Genomic DNA, 22,855 nt, shown 5'->3' with positions numbered 1-22,855 from the left:
GGCCTTCGGCCCCCATCGACAGCGTAGGAGTAAGCATCATGACCGGCCAGGTTCGGATCGTCATTGCGGACGCCCATCCCCTGATGCGCGAAGGCCTGAAGGCCACGCTGGAGCGGTTTCCCGACATGACAGTGGTGGCGGAGGCCGGGGATGGCTATGCGGCCGTGCTCGCGGCGGCCACCCATGGCCCCGACGTCATCATCCTGGAATCGACTCTCCCGAGGCTCGACGGCTACGAGACGATCGTGCGCCTGCGCGCCCAGAACCCGCACCTGCGCATCCTGGTGAGCCTGAACGCCAGCGAGACCTTCGAGATCCAGGAGTTGGTCCAGGCGGGCGCGAACGGGATCCTGGCCCGCAACACGCCGGCGTCCGAATTCGTGACCGCCATCCGGGCGCTCGCGGACGGCGGAGCCTACTTCTCCAACGCGCTGGTGCTCAGCCTCTTGAACCGCGCCGAGCGCAAGGGCGGCGGACAGGTCAACATGTTCGGCCTCACCACCCGCGAGCTGGAGATCCTGCGCCAGATCGGCTCCGGTTTCAGCAACAAGGACATCGCCCGTCGCCTCGACCTCAGCGTCAGGACGGTCGAGACGCATCGGCTCAACATCCGCAAGAAGACGAACGCCACGCGCTTCAAGGACCTGCTGGAGATCGCGCGGCGCCTGGGGCCGGACCGCGGCGCGCCGGTCCCGACAGGCGCCGTTGACGCAACCTTAACCATGATGATGTGAGCATCGGGCGGCGCACGGCGGGCTGCTTCCCGTCCGCCGGTCCAGCGCCTGCCAGTGGACCCGGACTTGCCTCTCCCTTTCGAGCGCCTGCTGAAGCGATGGACGACGGGCGGCATCGCGGCCGCCGGCTTCGCCATGGCGGCCGTTCCGGGCGCGCTGGCCGGGCCGGAGGCGTTCCGGGGCGGCCTGGACCTGCCGGCCGTGACCGGCTCGACGGGCGAGCGCGCCGCCGCCCAGGCGTCGCCCACCCCGGCCGCCGCCGCCGCGAAGGGGCCCGAAGCGGGCTTCGTCTATGTCTTCGAGCAGGATCTGAGATCCTTCCTCAACGACTATTGCCGGCATGTCGGGTTGCGCCCCGACATCGACAACGGCGTCAGGGGACGCCTGAGCAAGGCCAAGCTCTCCCTCGACCTGCCCACCCTGATGGCGGACCTGAACGGCCGCTTCGAGATCGAGTGGTACATCGAGGGCGATTCGCTGAGGGTCGCGCCGCGCAGCGAGCTGACGACCCGCGTGATCAGCCTGCGCTCCGTCAAGTTGGACGAACTGACGGCCGCCCTGAAGGCGAGCGACGTCGACGTCGCCCGCTATCCGATGCGGGCCATGAAGGACGCCGACGCCGTGATCGTGCGGGCGCCGTCGAGCTACGTGTCGAAGGTGCTGGCGGTGCTGGAGACGCTCGGCCGGGGCAACAATGACGGCGTCGTCCGAGTGATCCGCTACGGAGCCGAAAGGACGCCCGATCCGGCTCCCAAGTGAATGGGCTCCCAAGTGATCCGGCTCTCAAGTGATCCGGGGCCGCGTCCGGAGCGACATCCGACCTGATTGCATCAGGCCGGTCGCTCCAGGTCCCTGATGGAGCATCATCTTTGTCCACCAACCGGTGTCTGCTTGGTGGGATGATGCTCTAGAACTCGATCCTGCGGCTGAGCTTGTCTTTGGCGATCACGACGCCGCCGGCATCGATCTGCGTCACCCGCCAGCCGCCCGACAGCGCGCCGCCGACCCCGACGGTCTGGCCATTGGTGAGGATGAGCTCGGGCGTCCCGTCCAGCCAGGCGCTCCGGATGTTGACGCCCGGGATTTCAGACGTCTTGGCGACATTGTTGATCAGGAGCGGCGCGCCCGGGATGGCGTCGTGCCATTGCAGCACGGTGCGCCACCGGGCGAGCCCGGCCTCGTCCACCTCGCCGGAGGCGACGATGGCGCCCGCGGGCCCGGGCTCGGCCGTGACCGCGCCCGCGAGGTCGGCCTTGCGGATGCGCTCCTCGAGGACGGCCGCATGGGAGGCCGGATCGATCCTGGTCGGCGCGAAGGAGGACGCGGCGTCATAGGCCGGCGGCGTTAAGGTCGAAGCCGAGGACAGGGCGTCGAACAGCGGCATGCCCACGGCCATGACGGCCACGATGGCGGCCGCCGCCATGGCGGGCCGCCGGAACGGCTCGAAATGCAGCTTGGGCGTCAGCTCCAGCGAGGCCCGGCCGACGTCGATGGTCAGCGGCGCGCGGGCGACGACCTTGCGCCCCACATCGACGATCTTCCCGTTCACCCGGACGCCCGCGTCCATCGGCTCGACCTCGACGGTGCCGAGCCAGGGATTGGCGATCGCGAGCGCGAAGTGGTTCTGCTCCAGCCCGTCGCCGATCAGGACGATGTCGTTGTCCAGCGACGAGCCGACATGGGCCGCGCCCCTGCGCAACGCGGCGAGGGCTCCGGAATGAGCCCCCGAAGTCACGCGGATGGTCACGCCGCCTTCGATGGCGGAACGATGCACCTGGAAGAGGTCGCTGAGGCTCATGAAGCGGCCGGTCCCGTCATCAGGTCTGCGGCTTCGACTTCGCGATGTTCAGCGCGTTCTGCTTTTCGGTCTCGATCTCGCGAAGCTTCGTCGCATTCGCGATCGCGGTGTCGAACGAGTCCTTCAGGCCGCTGAAATCGGCGGTCGAGTTGCCGGTGGTCGCCGTCGCGCCGGTCGCCGGAGCAATTGCGTCTGCCATGTGAAGTCTCCTGTTGTGAGCGGGGAGGAATGGACGTGCTCTATGCGGGCACCTTGCCACCCACGGCTGCGCTGCGGAATCCGTGCTGGGCGCCTAAGTAGTTCGAACGGAGGCGGCTCTCCGGCTTGGCGCGGCGCAGCGGCTCGCGCGCCGAGCGGCCCTTGGCTTCGGACGAGACGCGGCGCATCAGCGCCAGCACATCGTCGAGTTGGTCGGTGCGGCGGTCCTCGTAGCGGTCCAGCACGCGCGAGATGACGTCGCCCGCTTCGCCGGGATCGGCCACCGGACCGCGGACCAGGCCGGTCTCGTCGCGGCGCTCGCGGTGCACCTCGATGGCCACCGACAGCGCGTCGAAGGCGCGTTCGGGCAAGCCCGCGCGCAGGCACAGGGCGCGAAAGGCGGGGCCGCGCGGCTCGTGCATGATGGCGCGCACCCGCGAGACCAGGACCGTGGAGAGGTTGGCGAGACTATGCTCGACCAGCGCCAGCTCGCCGCTAACGGCGGCGCGCAGCATGAGCGCGGTCGTGAGGCGACCGCGCGACACCAGATGGGCGACGAAGTCGGCGGTTTCGGCGGCCGAGCACGTCCTGGCCAGGGCGACCGTGGCGAGGTCCTGCTCGACCCGCAGCCTCTCGCTCTCCGCCTCCGACGCGCGCGCGCCCGTCCGACCGATCCTGCGCTGCTGGATGGCGCGCTCGACGATGTCCTGGCGGACCGCGACGGGCGCATCCGCCCGCCTGAACACGGCGTCCTGGAACTCCGGATCGCTCCGGAACCGGCCCAGCAGAGTGACGAAGGCGGATTTCACCAGAACGGCGTCGGGGTTGGCCAGAAGCGTGAGGCAGGCCGCCCGGTGGCCCACGGCGGCGATCGACGCCGACAGGGCGGCGCTGGGACGGGGCCTGAGCGCGATCGCGCATTGCACGACCGCGGGCGAAAGCGCGACGAGGTCGACCAGTTCGGAATCGATCAGAACGGCGGTGGAGGACGCGATCTCGGCCGCGATCTCGGCCGAGTCGTAGCAGAGCGCCAGCACGACGTGGTGAGGAGCGGTCTCGTCCTGCGCCAGTTCGCTCGCCAGAGCCAGCCGGACGACGGGAGAGGGATCGTCCAGGATGGTCGTCATAGCGGCTTCGTGCTCCGACCGGGCCGGGTCCGTCGGAGCGAGCGCGCGCCAGGCCGCCGCCAGCCGGGCGACGGCCTGCACGCGAACCCGCTCCGGGGCGTGGGCCATGGCCCTGTGGAATTGCGGAAGCAGCCCAAGCGGCACGGCTCAGCGTCTCCTATCAAGTCGCTGCAGTAAAATTGATTTGCGTTAACAAAATGCTGTCCCAGAGGGTTGTGGTGACCGGGCTCGTTCTCATCGGACCATCATCGAATCTGTTTCGTTTTGCCTTACCAATCGTTAGTTCATGATCGTTATAAGTGCGTTTCTATTTTTTTCGTACTGGAGTTGTGTCGATGTCGGACCGCCCCGTCGGGACTTCGGTTGAGCAGGAACGGGTGGCGGCAGCCGCTTCGGCGCCCGTCGGGCAGGCCGGGGAGGCGCGGATCGCGAAGCCGCCGGCCGGGACGCTCGTCGTCGCCGACATCGAGCGCGCCACCTCGGTCCAGTTCGCGTTTGACCTGAAGGACGTCACCGTCGTCGTCCTCGACGTCGACATCGTCCTGACCTTCCCAGACGGCGCCAAGATCATCCTGCCCGCCCTGGGCCTGAACGCGGTGGGGCCGCAGCCCGTCACGGTGAAGTTCGCGGGCGTGGAGATCGCCCCGCAGGCGCTGATCAGCCGTGTGTCCGAGATCCATCTGGCTCCCGAGCAGAACGTCCTCACCGCGTCCAGCGGCCCCAACTCGGCGGGGGCGGCCGCCAAGGACGATGATCCGCTTCAGTCCCGCAAGCTCGCGCAGGTGACCGAAGGCGTCGGGCCGGACGTGGCCCCCGCCCCGATGGTCCGCATCGCGCCGTCGAAGCCCGCCGAGGAAGAGGCCAAGCCGGTCCAGGTCGAGGAACGCCGGTCCACTTCTGTGACGGAGGGACCGGAGGCCCCGCTGATCAAGCTGGTCACCGTCGGGTCGGCTACGGCCGCCAAGAGCAAGGCTGCGACCCTCCCGGATCCCGTGACCCACGTCGCGGACCCCGTGCCGGTCCCGCCTCCAGTCGAAAAACCGAATTCCCCTCCGGTCCAGACGCCGCCCACGCCGCCGACGCCCACTCCCCCGACCACGCCGACGCCCCCGACAAAGCCCGGCACGGATCCCGACCAGGGCGCCGGCGCGCCGCAGCCCCTGACGGCGACTCTCGACGTCAGCCTCCTCAACTTCGAGGACCTGAAGCTTCAGACGCTGACGGGCGGCGGGTTGCGCATGAAGCTGGGCACCGGCGGGGCGGGGTCCCAGACGGATCCAGACTACGCCGTCCAGTCCGAGACCCGCTCGGCCGTGGGTTCGGCCAACGCCGACCTGATCAATGTCGACGATCCCGACGTTGCGGGTCTGGGCCGCTCGGCGCGCCTGCTCGACACGCATCTGTCGGTTCCAAACGGCGTCTGGAAGCTGGATCAATTCCGCATCACCGGGCTGCCCGAGGGCGTGACGGTGAAGAACGGCATTGATCTCGGGTCCCAGGGCATCGGGCTCGCGGTCGATGCAACCAACCCGGGACATGTGTCGATCTGGCTGAGCTACGCCCTTCCGCCGGACGGCGCGACGCCCGACGCGGACGGGTTTCTGTCCCGGTTCGTCCTGACGACGGAATCCAGCGTCTCCAATACGAATGGAGAGACCAAGACCGCCACCGCATCGCGTCTCGTCGGCATCCGGTTCGTCGATTCCGCCGCCGACACCCACTTCATCGACCCGCTGACCGGCAAGGACGTGCTGATCCTCTGGGCGAACCCGCCAGGGGCCGAGGTCGACGCCGGCGCGGGAGACGACACGGTGATCTCGGGCGCGGGCGCCGACACCCTGCATGGCGGCGCGGGAACCGACACGCTCTCCTACGACCTGTCGCAGAGCGGCGTGACCGTGGACCTTTCGCTCAATGTGGTGAGCGGCGGGTTCGCGCATCACGACGTGGTGGACGGCTTCGAGAACGTCATCGGATCGCGCCTCGCGGACCACCTGACTGGCGATGGCGCCGACAACGTGATCACCGGCGGGGCCGGAGCCGACACGATGGAGGGCGGCGCCGGCAACGACTCCGCGAACTATGCGGGTTCGGTGTCCGGAGTGACGGTGGCGCTCGGGGTCGTCACGCCCCAACTCGGCGGAGACGCGCAGGGCGACATCCTGTCGGGCTTCGAAAACCTCATCGGCTCGGCCACCGCGGGCAGCGCGCTCACCGGCGACGCGGGCGCCAACCGGCTGACGGGCGGCGCAGGCGCCGACACCCTGGCCGGCGGCGCGGGGGCGGACACCCTCGTCGGCGCCGGGGGGATCGACACGGCCGACTATTCATCGTCCGCCGCCGGCGTCACCGTGAGCCTGCTGCTGACGACCGCCCAAGCGGGCGGCGACGCGGCGGGCGATATCCTGTCGGGAATCGAGAACGTCATCGGGTCGGCGACCGGAGCCAACCTGCTCATCGGAACGACCAGCGCCAACGCGCTCACGGGCGGCGCGGGCGCCGATACGCTGATCGGCGGCGCGGGGGCGGATACGCTCATCGCCGGAGCCGGATCGGACCTCGTCGACTATTCGGGCTCTGCGGCCGGAGTCACGGTCGATCTCGCCTCCGCCGCGCCGCAGTCGGGCGGCGACGCCGCAGGCGACGTCCTGAGCGGGATCGAGAACGCGATCGGGTCGGCGACGGGAGCGAACCGGCTGAAGGGCGGGACGGGCGACAATGCGCTGACCGGCGGCGGCGGGCCCGATACGCTGATCGGCGGAGCCGGCGCGGACACGCTTAACGGCGGCGGGGGGATCGACCTCGCCGACTACTCGGCCTCGACGGCCGGCGTCACGGTCGATCTGACGGTCGCGACCTCGCAGTCGGGCGGCGACGCCGACGGCGATGTCCTGTCGTCCATCGAGTATGTCACCGGGTCCAGCACCGGCGACAACCTGCTGGCGGGCGATAGCGGCGCCAACAGGCTGGTCGGCGGCGCCGGCGACGACACGCTCAGGGGCGGCGCCGGGGCCGACACCCTGACCGGCGGGGCGGGCGCGGATGTGGTCGACTATTCGGCGTCCGCGGCGGGCGTCACGGTCGACCTCACCTCCAGCCTCGCCCAGGCCGGCGGCGACGCCGCGGGCGACGTCCTGTCGGGCATCGAGAGCGTTCTGGGGTCCAGCGTCGGGGCCAACAGGCTGATCGGCGGCTCGGCGAGCAGCCTGTTCGTCGGCGGGTCCGGCGACGACACGGTCACGGGCGGCGCGGGCGCGGACACGCTGACGGGCGGCGCCGGCGTCGACACGGCCGATTATGCAAGCTCCACCCTGGGGGTGACGGTCGACCTGCGGCTTGCGACCGACCAGTCCGGAGGCGACGCGCAAGGCGACGTTCTGTCCGGCTTCGAGAACGTCATCGGCTCCGCGACGGCCGGCAACCGGCTGATCGGGGACGCCGGCTCCAACGTGCTCACGGGCGGATCGGGGAACGACACGCTGACTGGGGGCGCCGGGGCCGACACGCTGACCGGCGGGGCGGGAGCCGACGTCGCCGACTATTCCGGGTCCGGCGCCGGGGTCACGATCGACCTGAACCTCGCCACCTCCCAGGCCGGCGGAGACGCGGCCGGCGACATCCTGTCGGGCGTCGAAGGCGCGGTGGGATCCGCGACCGCAGCGAACAGGCTGGTGGGCGACAGCGGGCAGAACGTCCTGACGGGCGGCGTGGCGAACGACACGCTCATCGGCGGCGCGGGGGCCGACACGCTCACCGGCGGCGCCGGGACCGACATCGTCGACTATTCGGCGTCGGCGGCCGGCGTCACGGTCAATCTCACCCTCACGACGTCGCAGTCGGGCGGCGACGCCCAGGGCGACATCCTGTCCGCCATCGAGAACGTGACGGGCTCGCAGACCGCCTCGAACCAGCTGGTCGGCGACGGCGCCGCCAACGCCCTGACGGGCGGCGCGACCCACGACAAGCTGATGGGCGGGGCCGGCGCCGACACGCTCGCGGGCGGCATGGGCGACGATACGCTCGTGGGCGGGCTGGGCAGCGACACGCTCGACGGCGGCGACGGCGACGACGCCCTGTTTGCGGTCGACGTCGGTTATGGCTACTGGCTGAACGGCGGCGCGCCGACGAGCATGTCGGCGGCCGTGACGGCGGGCGCGTTCTCGTCGGGCTTCACGCTGGCCTACCAGTTCCAGCAGGACGACGCCGACGTCCAGCGCTTCACGGAACTGCGGCTGTTCAATTCCGGAACGCCGATCTCCTCCTCGCTCACGCTGAACGCCAGCCCGACCAACACGGTCCAACTCCGCGACTCGACGGTCCACACGATCGTCTACACCACCTCGGCGGACGCCTCTCAGCCCTTCTCCGCGTCGGTGTATGTCGATGGCGTCAATGTCGGACAGACTTCCATCGGCGGGATCATCGGCTCCAATCTGAGCTTCACCTACGGGGTCAACACCGGCAACTCCCCGATCGGCGGCAGCACCAACGCGTCCTGGGACAATATCTCGTTCTACAATCGCGGGTTCACGGCCAGCGACATCGCCCAGTTCGCGCAGGATCCGTCGAAGGCGACGGACGGACGGCTCTACGTCGCCGATGGCGAGACCAACGGCGCGCCGGGCGGATATCTGCAATCGATGGGAACGGACGCCGGCAACCTGCTGATCGGCGGCGCCGGGAACGACACGCTGTATGGCGGAGCCTACGCCGGAAGCGGCGTCGACACGCTGCAGGGCGGATCCGGCAACGACACCTATGTGGTCTGGCGCGCCAACACGCTAGTGCAGGAGAACGGGGGCGAGGGCGTCGACACCGTCAGCACCGGCTTGTTTTCGTATGCGCTGGGCTCAAATGTCGAAAACCTCATCTTCAACGGCACGAACGGAACCGGCTCGACGGTCCTGACCACGCTTTTCACCGGCGCCGGGAACGCGCTGGGCAACCGCATGGAGCTGGCCTCCGCCACCAATGCAATCGTCTCGTTCTCCGGCGGCGCAGGCGATGACACGCTGATCGGCCAGAGCGGATTCGACACGCTCGAGGGCGGCGACGGCGACGATTCGCTCGATGGCGGCCAGGGCGACGACGTGCTGGCCGGAGGCGCGGGCGCCGATACGCTGGTGGGCGGGACGGGGACCGACACCGCCGTCTACTCGGCTTCGACGTCCGGGGTCACCGTGAACCTGGCCGTTGCGACCGCGCAGTCGGGCGGCGATGCGGCCGGGGATATCTTGTCCGGGATGGAGAACGTCGTCGGGTCGGCGACCGCAGCCAGCCTGCTCATCGGAACGGCCGGCGCCAATGCGCTGACCGGCGGGGCCGGGAACGACACCCTTGTGGGCGGCGCGGGCGCCGACACCCTCCTGGGCGGCGCCGGCAGCGACACCGCCGACTACTCCGGTTCGGCGGCGGGCGTCACCGTCAACCTCACCCTCGCGACGTCGCAGTCGGGCGGCGACGCACAGGGCGACATCCTGTCCGGCGTCGAGAACGTGACGGGCTCGCTGACGGCCTCGAACCTTCTCAGGGGCGACGGCGCCGCCAACGTCCTGACGGGCGGCGCCGGTGCCGATACGCTGATCGGCGGAGCCGGCGCGGACACGCTCAACGGCGGCGGGGGGATCGACCTCGCCGACTACTCGGCCTCGACGGCCGGCGTCACGGTCGATCTGACGGTCGCGACCTCGCAGTCGGGCGGCGACGCCGACGGCGATGTCCTGTCGTCCATCGAGTATGTCACCGGGTCCAGCACCGGCGACAACCTGCTGGCGGGCGATAGCGGCGCCAACAGGCTGGTCGGCGGCGCCGGCGACGACACGCTCAGGGGCGGCGCCGGGGCCGACACCCTGACCGGCGGGGCGGGCGCGGATGTGGTCGACTATTCGGCGTCCGCGGCGGGCGTCACGGTCGACCTCACCTCCAGCCTCGCCCAGGCCGGCGGCGACGCCGCGGGCGACGTCCTGTCGGGGATCGAGAGCGTTCTGGGGTCCAGCGCAGGGGCCAACAGGCTGATCGGCGGCTCGGCGAGCAGCCTGTTCGTCGGCGGGTCCGGCGACGACACGGTCACGGGCGGCGCGGGCGCGGACACGCTGACGGGCGGCGCCGGCGTCGACACGGCCGATTATGCAAGCTCCACCCTGGGGGTGACGGTCGACCTGCGGCTTGCGACCGACCAGTCCGGAGGCGACGCGCAAGGCGACGTTCTGTCCGGCTTCGAGAACGTCATCGGCTCCGCGACGGCCGGCAACCGGCTGATCGGGGACGCCGGCTCCAACGTGCTCACGGGCGGATCGGGGAACGACACGCTGACTGGGGGCGCCGGGGCCGACACGCTGACCGGCGGGGCGGGAGCCGACGTCGCCGACTATTCCGGGTCCGGCGCCGGGGTCACGATCGACCTGAACCTCGCCACCTCCCAGGCCGGCGGAGACGCGGCCGGCGACATCCTGTCGGGCGTCGAAGGCGCGGTGGGATCCGCGACCGCAGCGAACAGGCTGGTGGGCGACAGCGGGCAGAACGTCCTGACGGGCGGCGTGGCGAACGACACGCTCATCGGCGGCGCGGGGGCCGACACGCTCACCGGCGGCGCCGGGACCGACATCGTCGACTATTCGGCGTCGGCGGCCGGCGTCACGGTCAATCTCACCCTCACGACGTCGCAGTCGGGCGGCGACGCCCAGGGCGACATCCTGTCCGCCATCGAGAACGTGACGGGCTCGCAGACCGCCTCGAACCAGCTGGTCGGCGACGGCGCCGCCAACGCCCTGACGGGCGGCGCGACCCACGACAAGCTGATGGGCGGGGCCGGCGCCGACACGCTCGCGGGCGGCATGGGCGACGATACGCTCGTGGGCGGGCTGGGCAGCGACACGCTCGACGGCGGCGACGGCGACGACGCCCTGTTTGCGGTCGACGTCGGTTATGGCTACTGGCTGAACGGCGGCGCGCCGACGAGCATGTCGGCGGCCGTGACGGCGGGCGCGTTCTCGTCGGGCTTCACGCTGGCCTACCAGTTCCAGCAGGACGACGCCGACGTCCAGCGCTTCACGGAACTGCGGCTGTTCAATTCCGGAACGCCGATCTCCTCCTCGCTCACGCTGAACGCCAGCCCGACCAACACGGTCCAACTCCGCGACTCGACGGTCCACACGATCGTCTACACCACCTCGGCGGACGCCTCTCAGCCCTTCTCCGCGTCGGTGTATGTCGATGGCGTCAATGTCGGACAGACTTCCATCGGCGGGATCATCGGCTCCAATCTGAGCTTCACCTACGGGGTCAACACCGGCAACTCCCCGATCGGCGGCAGCACCAACGCGTCCTGGGACAATATCTCGTTCTACAATCGCGGGTTCACGGCCAGCGACATCGCCCAGTTCGCGCAGGATCCGTCGAAGGCGACGGACGGACGGCTCTACGTCGCCGATGGCGAGACCAACGGCGCGCCGGGCGGATATCTGCAATCGATGGGAACGGACGCCGGCAACCTGCTGATCGGCGGCGCCGGGAACGACACGCTGTATGGCGGAGCCTACGCCGGAAGCGGCGTCGACACGCTGCAGGGCGGATCCGGCAACGACACCTATGTGGTCTGGCGCGCCAACACGCTAGTGCAGGAGAACGGGGGCGAGGGCGTCGACACCGTCAGCACCGGCTTGTTTTCGTATGCGCTGGGCTCAAATGTCGAAAACCTCATCTTCAACGGCACGAACGGAACCGGCTCGACGGTCCTGACCACGCTTTTCACCGGCGCCGGGAACGCGCTGGGCAACCGCATGGAGCTGGCCTCCGCCACCAATGCAATCGTCTCGTTCTCCGGCGGCGCAGGCGATGACACGCTGATCGGCCAGAGCGGATTCGACACGCTCGAGGGCGGCGACGGCGACGATTCGCTCGATGGCGGCCAGGGCGACGACGTGCTGGCCGGAGGCGCGGGCGCCGATACGCTGGTGGGCGGGACGGGGACCGACACCGCCGTCTACTCGGCTTCGACGTCCGGGGTCACCGTGAACCTGGCCGTTGCGACCGCGCAGTCGGGCGGCGATGCGGCCGGGGATATCTTGTCCGGGATGGAGAACGTCGTCGGGTCGGCGACCGCAGCCAGCCTGCTCATCGGAACGGCCGGCGCCAATGCGCTGACCGGCGGGGCCGGGAACGACACCCTTGTGGGCGGCGCGGGCGCCGACACCCTCCTGGGCGGCGCCGGCAGCGACACCGCCGACTACTCCGGTTCGGCGGCGGGCGTCACCGTCAACCTCACCCTCGCGACGTCGCAGTCGGGCGGCGACGCACAGGGCGACATCCTGTCCGGCGTCGAGAACGTGACGGGCTCGCTGACGGCCTCGAACCTTCTCAGGGGCGACGGCGCCGCCAACGTCCTGACGGGCGGCGCCGGTGCCGATACGCTGATCGGCGGAGCCGGCGCGGACACGCTCAACGGCGGCGGGGGGATCGACCTCGCCGACTACTCGGCCTCGACGGCCGGCGTCACGGTCGATCTGACGGTCGCGACCTCGCAGTCGGGCGGCGACGCCGCTGGCGACGTCCTGTCGTCCATCGAGTATGTCACCGGGTCCAGCGCCGGCGACAACCTGCTGGCGGGCGACGGCGGCGCCAACCTGCTCGTCGGCGGCGGCGGGGCCGACACGCTCAGGGGCGGCGCCGGGGCCGACACCCTGACCGGCGGGGCGGGCGCGGATGTGGTCGACTATTCGGCGTCCGCGGCGGGCGTCACGGTCGACCTCACCTCCAGCCTCGCCCAGGCCGGCGGCGACGCCGCGGGCGACGTCCTGTCGGGGATCGAGAGCGTTCTGGGGTCCAGCGCAGGGGCCAACAGGCTGATCGGCGGCTCGGCGAGCAGCCTGTTCGTCGGCGGGTCCGGCGACGACACGGTCACGGGCGGCGCGGGCGCGGACACGCTGACGGGCGGCGCCGGCGTCGACACGGCCGACTATGCGAGCTCCACCCTGGGGGTGACGGTCGACCTGCGGCTTGCGACCGACCAGTCCGGAGGCGACGCGCAAGGCGACGTTCTGTCCGGCTTCGAGAACGTCATCGGCTCCGCGACGGCCGGCAACCGGCTGATCGGGGACGCCGGCTCCAACGTGCTCACGGGCGGATCGGGGAACGACACGCTGACGGGGGGCGCCGGGGCCGACACGCTGACCGGCGGGGCGGGAGCCGACGTCGCCGACTATTCCGGGTCCGGCGCCGGGGTCACGATCGACCTGAACCTCGCCACCTCCCAGGCCGGCGGAGACGCGGCCGGCGACATCCTGTCGGGCGTCGAGGGCGCGGTGGGATCCGCGACCGCGGCCAACAGGCTGGTGGGCGACGGCGGGCAGAACGTCCTGACGGGCGGCGCGGCGAACGACACGCTCATCGGCGGCGCGGGGGCCGACACGCTCACCGGCGGCGCCGGGACCGACATCGTCGACTATTCGGCGTCGGCGGCCGGCGTCACGGTCAATCTCACCCTCGCGACGTCGCAGTCGGGCGGCGACGCCCAGGGCGACATCCTGTCCGCCATCGAGAACGTGACGGGCTCGCAGACCGCCTCGAACCAGCTGGTCGGCGACGGCGCCGCCAACATCCTGACGGGCGGCGCCGCGGCGGACACGTTCGTTGGCGGGGCGGGCGCCGATACGCTCAATGGCGGCGGGGGAATCGACCTCGCCGACTACTCGGCCTCGACGGCCGGCGTCACCGTGGATCTCAGCGTGGCGACGCCGGAGACGGGCGGCGACGCCGCTGGCGACGTGCTGTCCTCCATCGAGAACGTCATCGGGTCCACCACGGGCGCCAATGTTCTGACGGGCGACGCAAGCGCCAACCTGCTCGTCGGCGGCGGCGGGGCCGACACGCTCCGGGGCGGCGCCGGGGCCGACACCCTGACCGGCGGGGCGGGCGTGGATCTCGTCGACTACGCGACGTCCGCGGCGGGCGTCACGGTCGACCTCACCTCCAGCCTGGCCCAGACCGGCGGCGACGCCGGGGGCGACATCCTGTCGGGCATCGAACAAGTGACGGGCTCGGCGACGGGCGCCAACCGGCTTACGGGAGACGCAGGCGCCAACAGCCTCGCGGGCGGCGCGGCCAATGACACGCTGGTGGGCGGCGCGGGCGCGGACACGCTGGCCGGCGGGGCCGGAACGGCGGACTTCGCCGACTACACGAACTCGGTCGCGGGCGTGACGGTCGATCTGCGGCTCGCCACGTCCCAGACGGGCGGCGACGCGCAAGGCGACGTGCTGTCGGGAGTGGAATTCATCACGGGTTCGCGCACCGGCGCGAACGTCCTGACCGGAAATTCGGTCGTCAACGCGATCACGGGCGGCGATCTGAACGACACGCTGACGGCCGTGTCGGCCGCCAACCTGCTGGTGAACGGCAGCTTCGAGACGGGCGCCCCAGGATATGGCCTCGCCGGCTCCGTCACCATGACCGGCTGGACCGGCGGGAACGGCGCGGGCAAGGTCGAGTCGCTGAACACTTTTCAGGGTCAGCAGGCGTCCGATGGATTCAGCTACCTGGACCTCGACAACACCTCGGGCGTGGACGCCCTTTCGCAGACCGTCAGCACGGCGAACGGCCAAGTCTACACCTTGATGCTGGACCTCGCCCGTCGCAACGGTCAGACCGATGGCGGCGCCGACGTGTACTGGAACGGCGTGCTGGTGGGCAGCTACAGCGCGACCAGCACGGCGTGGACGACGTTCTCGGTCAACGTGACCGGCACGGGGGGCGCGGACGTCCTCACCATCCAGGACACGTTGGCCCAAAGCGGCAACGTCACGTCGCCCTTCATCGACAATGTGCGGCTGTTCGCCGGATTGGGCGACACGCTCGACGGCGGCTTGGGCGACGACCTGCTGAAGAGCGGCGCGGGCGCCGACAGCATCATCGGCGGCGCGGGCTTCGACACGGTCGACTACAGCGCCTCGACGGCGGGCGTGACCGTCGACCTGACCAACACCACCACGGCGCAGATGGGCGGCGACGCCCAGGGCGACACGATCGTGGGCGTGGAATCCGTCATCGGCTCTTCGGCGGGCGCGAACGCGCTGACGGGCGACAGCGGCGCCAACGCGCTCACGGGCGGCGGGCAGAACGACACCATCACGGCGGGGCTGGGCGCCGACACCGTCTTGGCGGGCGCCGGCAACGACCGCGTCTATGCGGGCCGGGATCTGGTCGTGAACGGCGGGTTCGAGCTCAGCTCGATTGGGGCTGGCGCCACCGTGGCTTCGGGATGGACCATCAGCGGCAATACGGCGAACTCCGGCGTCAGCACCGGTTCCACCTGGTTTTCGGACGGCGCGGCAGGCGTCTATCTTGACAACGGCACAACCGCCGCCGGCAGCTCCATCGCGCAGACATTCGCGACGGTCGCCGGCCAGAGCTACACCGTCGTGTTCGACGCGCGCGTAAACACCACCGCAGGCGACCTGCTGCTGGTCAACGCCGGGGGGCAATCAACCACCTTCGCTCCCGTACTCAACGTCTTCAACGTGTACTCGGTGACGTTCACGGCGACCGGCGCCTCCTCGACCCTCACCTTCTCGCACACCAGCGGCGCCGGCGACATCGCGCTCGACAACGTCCACATCATCGACGACACGGCCGGCAACCTGCTGAACGGCGAGGCTGGCGTCGACACCCTGGTGGGCGGCGGCGCCAACGACACGCTCATCGGCGGCGCCGGCGCGGACGTGCTCATCGGCGGCGGCGGCGTGGATCTCGTCGACTACTCGGCCTCGACTACGGGCGTCACCGTGGACCTGACGCTCGCGACGTCGCAGGCCGGCGGCGACGCGGCGGGCGACATCCTGACCGGCGTCGAGAACGTCACGGGATCGGCCACGGTGGCTAACGTCCTGACGGGCGACAGCAACGCCAACGCGCTGACCGGCGGCGCCGGCGTGGACACCGTCATGGGCGGCGGCGGAGCCGACACGCTCATCGGCGGCGGCGGCATCGACCGCATCTTCGCCGGACGCGACCTCGTGGTGAATGGCGGCTTCCAGAACAGCGCCGCGACCCAGGGCGCCCCGGCCGGCTGGACGATGTCGGGCAACGCCACGGGCGGAACGTCGAACAGCACCTACGCCAGCGAGGGCACGCAAGGCTACGCCATGGACGCCTTCGGCGGCGGCGCGGGCAACATCATCTCGCAGAACCTCGTCACCGTGGCGGGGCAGACCTACACGCTGGTGTTCGACACCAAATTGACGACCGGCAGCGTGGACACGGTGCGGGTGGACGCGGGCAACCAGTCGCTCGTCGTGACCGAGTCGACCGCCTGGACGACCTACTCGGTCACCTTCACGGCCACCAGCACGTCGACCGCCCTGACCTTCAACCATCTGACGAACTCGAACTCCGCCGCCGACGTCGCCCTCGACGCCATCCGGGTGCTCGATTCGACCGCCAACACCCTGCTCATCGGCGACGACCTCACCGGCGTCGCGGCGGCCGGGGCGGACACCCTGGCGGGCGGCGCGGGCAATGACACGCTGATCGGCGGCGGCGGCGCCGACGTGCTCATCGGCGGCGGCGGCGCGGACCTCGCCGACTACTCGACCTCGGCGACGGCGGTCTATGTCGACCTCAACGTCGCGACGTCCCAGGTGGGCGGCGACGCGGCCGGGGACCAGCTGTTCACCATCGAGAACGTCACCGGCGCGGCGACGGCGACGGCCGGCCCTTGGAGCGTCTATACCGGCCTGCCTGCCTCCACGGTGGTCAACGCCTTGACCGGCACGGGCGGCGCGAACGTCGTCACCGGCGGGGCCGGATCGGACATCCTGTTCGGCGAAAACATCGCCCGGAACGGCGCAGGCCTGAGCGGCGTCACCGGCTGGACCCTCAGCAACGTCGGGGGCGACACTGCGGGGGGATACATCTTCGGCCCCGGCGGTCCTTCCGCGGGCGTGGCGACGCAGACGCTGGCGACGACGATCGGCGAGACCTACACGATCAGCTTCGACGCCACGCGCACGGTCAGCAGCACAGGCGCATCGGCCATCGCGGTGCTGGCGACGACGGGCGGCGTCACCACCTTCAGCCAGACCACGGCCGCTCTCGGTCTCGGAACCTTCGCGAACTACAGCTACACGTTCACAGCCACGGGCGCCTCGACGGTTCTGTCGCTGACGCAGTCGGGCATCAACTCCGTCGACGTGCTCGTTCACGACATCCAGGTCACAGCCGCCAGCTCGGCCGGGGACACGCTGATCGGCGGCGCCGGCGACGACAGCGTGATGGGCGGCGGCGGCGCCGACCTGCTCGACGGCGGCGCGGGCAACGACTGGATACGGGGCGAAACCGGCAACGACACCTTCGTGGGCGGCGCCGGCAACGACACGATGTTCGGCGGCGCCGGAAGCGACACCGTGGATTATGCGCTTTCCACGCAGGGCGTCACGGTCGATCTCATGTCGACGGCCACGCAGGCGGGCGGGGACGCGGCCGGCGACGTGCTGAATGGGATCGAGAACGTCGTCGGCGCGGCCAATGTCGCCAACAAGCTCGCGGGTGACGGCGGGGCCAACGCGCTCACGGGCGGCTCGGGCAACGATACGCTGACCGGAGGCGCGGGCGGCGATACGCTCATCGGCGGCGGCGGAACCGATACGGCGAACTACAACGCCAACGTCTTGACGAACGGGACCTTCGACTCCGGGTCGGGCTGGACGACGAACAGCGGCGTCATCATCGGCTCGGGGGTCGTAACAGCGACGAATGCGTCGCCGGTCGTTTACGCGAGCAACGTTCTGACCATCGGCCAGACCTACACCGTCTCGTTCGATTACACGATGACGACCGGCTTGTACCTCAGGATCACTAACGGCACGGTCAACAACACTAACGTCGTCTATACGTCGGGCGCGCTTGGCGCCTCGGGCACGGTCACGGCCACATTCGTGGCGATCGGGACGACGTTGGCGATCGAAGCCAGCACGGCTTCCTTTACCGGCACCATCGACAATGTGGTGGCGATCTCCGGCTTGACGACGCCACTCACGGTCGATCTGACCGCACAGTCGGCCAGCGACGGCGACGTGCTGGTCTCGATCGAGAACGTCATCGGCAACTCGGTCAGCCAGAACGTGTTGACGGGCAACAGCGCCGACAACGTGTTGACGGGCGGCAACGCCAACGACACGCTGATCGGCGGCGCCGGCGCGGACACGCTGAACGGCGGCGGCGGGACGGACCTGGCGGACTACGCCACGTCCACCGCGGGCGTCACCGTCGACCTCAGCCTCGCCACCAGCCAGAGCGGCGGCGACGCGGCCGGCGACATCCTGTCCAGCATCGAGAACGTGCGCGGCTCGGCGACGGGCGCCAACGTGCTGTCAGGCACGAGCGGCGCGAACGCCATGACCGGCGGCGCCGGCGCCGACACTTTCTATGGCGGCGCGGGCGCCGATACGATCGTGGGCAATGGCGGCGCCGATATGGTCAATTACTCCGCCTCGGCCGCGGGCGTCACCGTGGACCTGAACGTCGCGACCTCGCAGGCCGGAGGCGAGGCCGCCGGGGACGTGCTGTCAGGGATCACCCACGTCTTGGGCTCGTCGACGGCATCCAACCTTCTCACCGGCAGCGGGGCGGCGAACGCACTGACGGGCGGCTTCGCCGCGGACACCCTCGTGGGCGGGCTCGGAGCGGATACGATCTCGGGCGGCAGCGGCGACGACCGCATCTTCGGCGGCCGCGATCTCGTGGTGAACGGAAGCTTTGAGATCGGCGGCGCAGGAAACGGCGTGGCACCGGGCTGGACCATTTCAGGCAACGCCTTCGGCGGCCAGGCGAACAACCCGGGTTTCGCGAGCACCGAGGGAAACCAGGGCTACCTGCTGGACGGCAACGGAAGCGCCACGGACATCGGCTATGGCAACGTCCTCTCGCAAACGCTGACCACGGTTCTCGGCCAAGCCTATACGTTGACTTTCGATTTGCGCATGTCCGCAAGCTACACCCCCGACCTGGTCAGGGTCGACGTGGGCGGGCAGAGCGTCACCTACGCGCCCAGCAACGTTTTCACGACGTACGCCATCACTTTCGTTGCAAGCAGCACCTCGACCCTGCTTTCGTTTGCGCACACCCTCGGCCCATCGGCGTCGAACGTGTCCGACGTGGCCGTGGACGCCGTTCACATCTTCGAAGATACGGCCGGCAATGTTTTGAACGGCGACGGCGGCAACGACAACATCGTGGGCGGCTCGTTCGCCGACACCATCGACGGCGGCCTCGGCAACGACGTCATCATCGGCGGCGCGGGCGCGGACCGGATCACAGGCGGCGGCGGCTCCGACACGGCGAGCTACTTAGGCTCGTCGGCCGCCGTCAGCGTGAATCTCGGCCTGTCGACCGCGCAATCGGGCGGCGACGCCCAGGGCGACATCCTCTCGGGCATCACCACCGTGGTGGGCTCCAGCTTCAACGACACGATCCTGGGTTCGACCGGAACCTCCCTGGAAAGCCTCGTCGGCGGCGCCGGCGACGACGTGCTCGACACCAGCATGCGGCCGGGAGGCCTCGGCGGCTGGATGGTGGGCGGAACCGGCAACGACAGCTACATCACCCTTACAGTCACCGCAGTGACGACCGAGAACGCCGGGGAAGGCATCGATACGGTCTCTTCGTTACGGAGCATCTGGAGCCTCGCGGCGAACATCGAAAACCTGATCTCCGTCGGCGCTGGAGCCTTCGGCGGCACCGGAAACGCGAGCGACAACGTCATCACCGGCGGAGCGTCCAACGACACCCTGGACGGCGCGGCCGGCGCGGACACGCTGATCGGCGGCGGCGGCGCGGATTCGCTCATCGGCGGCGCGGATCTGGACGTGGCGGACTATCGCACCTCGGCCAGCGCCGTGACGGTGAACCTGAGCCTCGCCACCTCGCAATCGGGCGGCGACGCCCAGGGCGACATCCTCAACACCATCGAGGGCGTTTTCGGCGCGGCGGTTGGCGGCAACGTGCTGACCGGCACGGCGACGAACAACGTCTTCGCGGGCGGCCTCGCGGCCGACACCATCGCGGGTGGTGGCGGCGTCGACACGATCGACTACTCGCGGTCGGCGGGCGGCGTCACCGTGAACCTCACCGCCGGGGCGTATTCCGGCGGCGAGGCGCAGGGCGACGTCGTCACCGGCATGACCCACGTCACTGGCTCGGCCACCGGCGCCAACGCGCTGACGGGCGACGGCAGCGCCAACATGCTGATCGGCGGCGCGGGCGCCGACACGCTGTCCGGCGCGGGCGGCAACGACACGCTCTACGCTGGCCGCAACATCGTGTCGAATGGCGGGTTCGAGGCCGGCGGAACCGGCGGCACCAACGTTCTTGGCGGACAATGGTACGCACCCTGGGGCAATTCGAACCAGGTCGCCGGCTCGTCCAGCGAAGGCTCCCAATCCCTCGCGATCGGCGGCACTACGGCAAACCAGAGCAACGGCGTCGCGCAGAACCTGACGACCGTAATCGGCCAGACCTACACGCTCGTGTTTGACGCCATGGACCCTGGAACCAACGCCGGAACCGTGACGGTCGGCGGCCAGGCCTATGCGATCAATGCCCCAACCTCGGGCTTCGCCACCAACGTGATCACGTTTACGGCCACCAGCACGACTTCCAGCGTTTTGTTCGCCCAGACTGCAGCCGGTGGAGCCGTCACAGATCTCTATGTCGACAACGTGCGCGTCATCGACGACACGGCCAACAACCAGCTCGACGGCGGCGCGGGCCTGGACACGCTCATCGGCGGCGCGGGCGCCGACACGCTCATCGGCGGCGCGGGCGCGGACCTGCTGATCGGCGGGGGCGGGACCGACCTCGCCAGCTACGCGTCGTCGACCACGGGCGTCACCCTCGACCTCACGCTCGCCACCAGCCAGAGCGGCGGCGACGCGGCCGGCGACGTCCTGAACGGAATCGAGAACGTCACGGGCGCCAGCGCGCAATCCAACGTGCTCACCGGCGACGCCATCGCCAACGTCCTCACGGGCGGCTCGCAGGCCGACACGCTCACGGGCGGCGCCGGCGCCGACACGCTCGTCGGCGGAGCCGGCGCGGACAGCCTCGTTGGAGGCGCAGACGTCGACACGGTCGACTACTCGAGCTCCACGAACGGGGTCACCGTCAATCTCAGCCTCGCCACCTCGCAGTCGGGGGGCGACGCGGCGGGCGACACCCTGTCCGGCATCGAGAACGTCGTGGGCTCCAGGACCGACTCCAACGTCCTGACCGGCGACTCCAACACCAACGTGATCACCGGGGGCGCCGTGGCGGACACTCTGAACGGCGGGGCAGGAACCGATACGGTCGATTATTCGGGCTCCACGGCAGGGGTCACGGTCAACCTGGCCCTGTCAACCTCGCAGTCAGGAGGCGACGCGGCCGGCGACGTGCTCTCCGGGTTCGAGAACCTGATAGGCTCCAGAACGGCCTCCAACGTCCTGACCGGCGATTCCAACGCCAACGTGATCACCGGCGGAGCCGCCGCGGACACGATGAGCGGCGGCGCCGGCGTCGACACGGTGGACTATTCGGGTTCGACTGCGGGCGTCACCGTCAACCTCGCTTTATCGACCGCCCAGTCCGGCGGCCTTGCGGCCGGCGACGTGCTCTCGGGCTTCGAGAACGTCACCGGGTCCCTCACGGGAGCCAACAGGCTGACGGGCGACACGGGCGCGAATTCGCTCGTCGGCGGATCCGGAGCCGATACGCTGGCGGGCGGAGCCGGCGCCGATACGCTGGCGGGCGGCGCGGGGACGGATTTGGCCGACTACTCCGCATCGACCGTGGGGGTCACGGTGAACCTGTCGCTGGCGACCTCGCAGTCGGGCGGCGACGCGGCGGGCGACATCCTGTCCGGCATCGAGAACGTGACCGGCTCGGCCACCGCCGCGAACGCGCTCACCGGAACTTCGAGCGCCAACCTGATCACCGCCGGCGCGGCCGGCGACACCCTCGATGGCGGCGGGGGCTCCGACACGCTCTTTGGCGGCACGGGCAACGACTGGATCTTCTACCGCGGCACGGAGACCTCCATCACGGGCGGGGCCGGGCACGACACGCTCGTGCTGCTGTCCGGCGTGACGGTCGACCTGTCGAGCGTGGCCGACCAGACGATCGGCGACTCCGTGGTGGTGACCGGCTTTGAGTCCGTGGACGCCAGCGCGCTCACGGTCGCGGTCAGCCTGACGGGCGACAGCGGCGCTAACAGGCTCGTCGGCGGGTCGGGCAACGACACCCTGATCGGCGGCGGAGGAGCCGATACGCTCACCGGCGGAGCCGGAACCGATACGGCTCACTATGCGGCTTCCACCGTCGGCGTCACCGTCGACCTCACGGTGGCGGGCGCCCAGAATCCGGGAGGATCAGGCCACGAGGCCGGGGACGTGCTGTCGGGGATCGAAAACGTGATCGGTTCGGCCACCGGGGCCAATGCGCTGACCGGCAACACGTCAGCCAATGCGCTGACCGGCGGCGCGGGCGCCGACACCATCGTGGGCGGCGGGGGCGCCGACACGCTTGCGGGCGGCGGCGGCAATGACGCCTTCACCATCGACGGCAGTTCGCTGACCCTGGCGGCGCGCGTCGATGGCGGGACCGGGACAGATACGGTGGCGGTCGCGGCCAATTCGGGCTCGTCCTTCGCCAGCGCGGATCTCGCGGCGGCGCTCACCAATGTCGAGGTCATCGATTTCCGGGCCGCGGGCGTCAGCGCCACGGTGTCGGTCAGCGGCGCACAGGCCGCCGCGATGACGGACGCCGCCAAGAGCCTGACGCTGCAGACCTCGGCCTCCGGGAACGACACGGTGACGGTGGCGGACGCCGCGTCGCGCTACACGACGACGACGGATGCGGGCGGAACCCATTACGACATCAGCGCCGATGACGCCCATACGACATTGCTGGCCCATCTGACGGTGATCGCGGCCTGAGAACGGCCACGCGGGAGCGGCGCGACCCGGGCCTGG

6 protein-coding genes are annotated in these 22,855 nt (G+C 70.2%); 3 read left to right on the top strand and 3 right to left on the bottom strand.

The genetic code is table 11. The features are described 5' to 3' along the window. The first annotated feature begins 38 nt into the window (after nt 1-38). Both ABEG18_RS20010 and ABEG18_RS20005 read left to right on the top strand, forming a co-directional pair. Nucleotides 39-734: a response regulator gene (locus tag ABEG18_RS20010; protein WP_406854800.1), complete on the top strand. Its 696-nt coding sequence runs from the start codon at nt 39-41 to the stop codon at nt 732-734. Between the two features lie 66 nt (nt 735-800). Continuing rightward, nucleotides 801-1,493 (top strand): hypothetical protein, encoded by a 693-nt coding sequence (locus ABEG18_RS20005; protein ID WP_406854799.1) that lies wholly within the window; start codon nt 801-803, stop codon nt 1,491-1,493. Nucleotides 1,494-1,641: 148 nt separating this feature from the next. Here ABEG18_RS20005 and ABEG18_RS20000 read toward each other — a convergent pair whose 3' ends face one another. Genes ABEG18_RS20000 through ABEG18_RS19990 form a run of 3 tightly spaced genes read right to left on the bottom strand, consistent with a single transcriptional unit; the run spans nt 1,642 to nt 4,001 of the window. After that, on the bottom strand, nt 1,642-2,532 hold the full coding sequence (locus ABEG18_RS20000) for a hypothetical protein (RefSeq protein WP_406854798.1): 891 nt from the start codon (nt 2,530-2,532) through the stop codon (nt 1,642-1,644). 19 nt (nt 2,533-2,551) lie between these two features. Beyond that, the gene (locus ABEG18_RS19995) at nt 2,552-2,731 is read right to left on the bottom strand and encodes a hypothetical protein (protein ID WP_406854797.1); all 180 of its coding nucleotides are present in this window, start codon (nt 2,729-2,731) and stop codon (nt 2,552-2,554) included. Between the two features lie 40 nt (nt 2,732-2,771). Then, nucleotides 2,772-4,001, bottom strand: coding sequence for a DUF2336 domain-containing protein (locus ABEG18_RS19990; RefSeq protein ID WP_406854796.1), 1,230 nt, complete (start codon nt 3,999-4,001; stop codon nt 2,772-2,774). A 191-nt stretch (nt 4,002-4,192) separates the two neighbouring features. On the opposite strand from ABEG18_RS19990, the gene ABEG18_RS19985 reads away from it, so the two are divergent. Then, a complete protein-coding gene (locus tag ABEG18_RS19985) occupies nt 4,193-22,819 on the top strand; it encodes a DUF642 domain-containing protein (protein ID WP_406854795.1) in 18,627 nt (6,208 codons plus the stop codon). The last annotated feature ends 36 nt before the right edge of the window (nt 22,820-22,855 follow it).

The organism is Alsobacter sp. KACC 23698 (assembly GCF_045348435.1).
GTDB lineage: Bacteria > Pseudomonadota > Alphaproteobacteria > Rhizobiales > Beijerinckiaceae > Alsobacter.
The sequence above is the reverse complement of the archived record's forward strand: the minus strand, read 5'-3'. Positions and strand labels throughout refer to the sequence as shown.

Coding starts and splice junctions, on each gene's coding strand:
- ABEG18_RS19995 (WP_406854797.1), bottom strand. CDS start 2,731: ATGGCAGACGCAATTGCTCCGGCGACCGGCGCGACGGCGACCACCGGC.
- ABEG18_RS20010 (WP_406854800.1), top strand. CDS start 39: ATGACCGGCCAGGTTCGGATCGTCATTGCGGACGCCCATCCCCTGATG.
- ABEG18_RS19985 (WP_406854795.1), top strand. CDS start 4,193: ATGTCGGACCGCCCCGTCGGGACTTCGGTTGAGCAGGAACGGGTGGCG.
- ABEG18_RS20000 (WP_406854798.1), bottom strand. CDS start 2,532: ATGAGCCTCAGCGACCTCTTCCAGGTGCATCGTTCCGCCATCGAAGGC.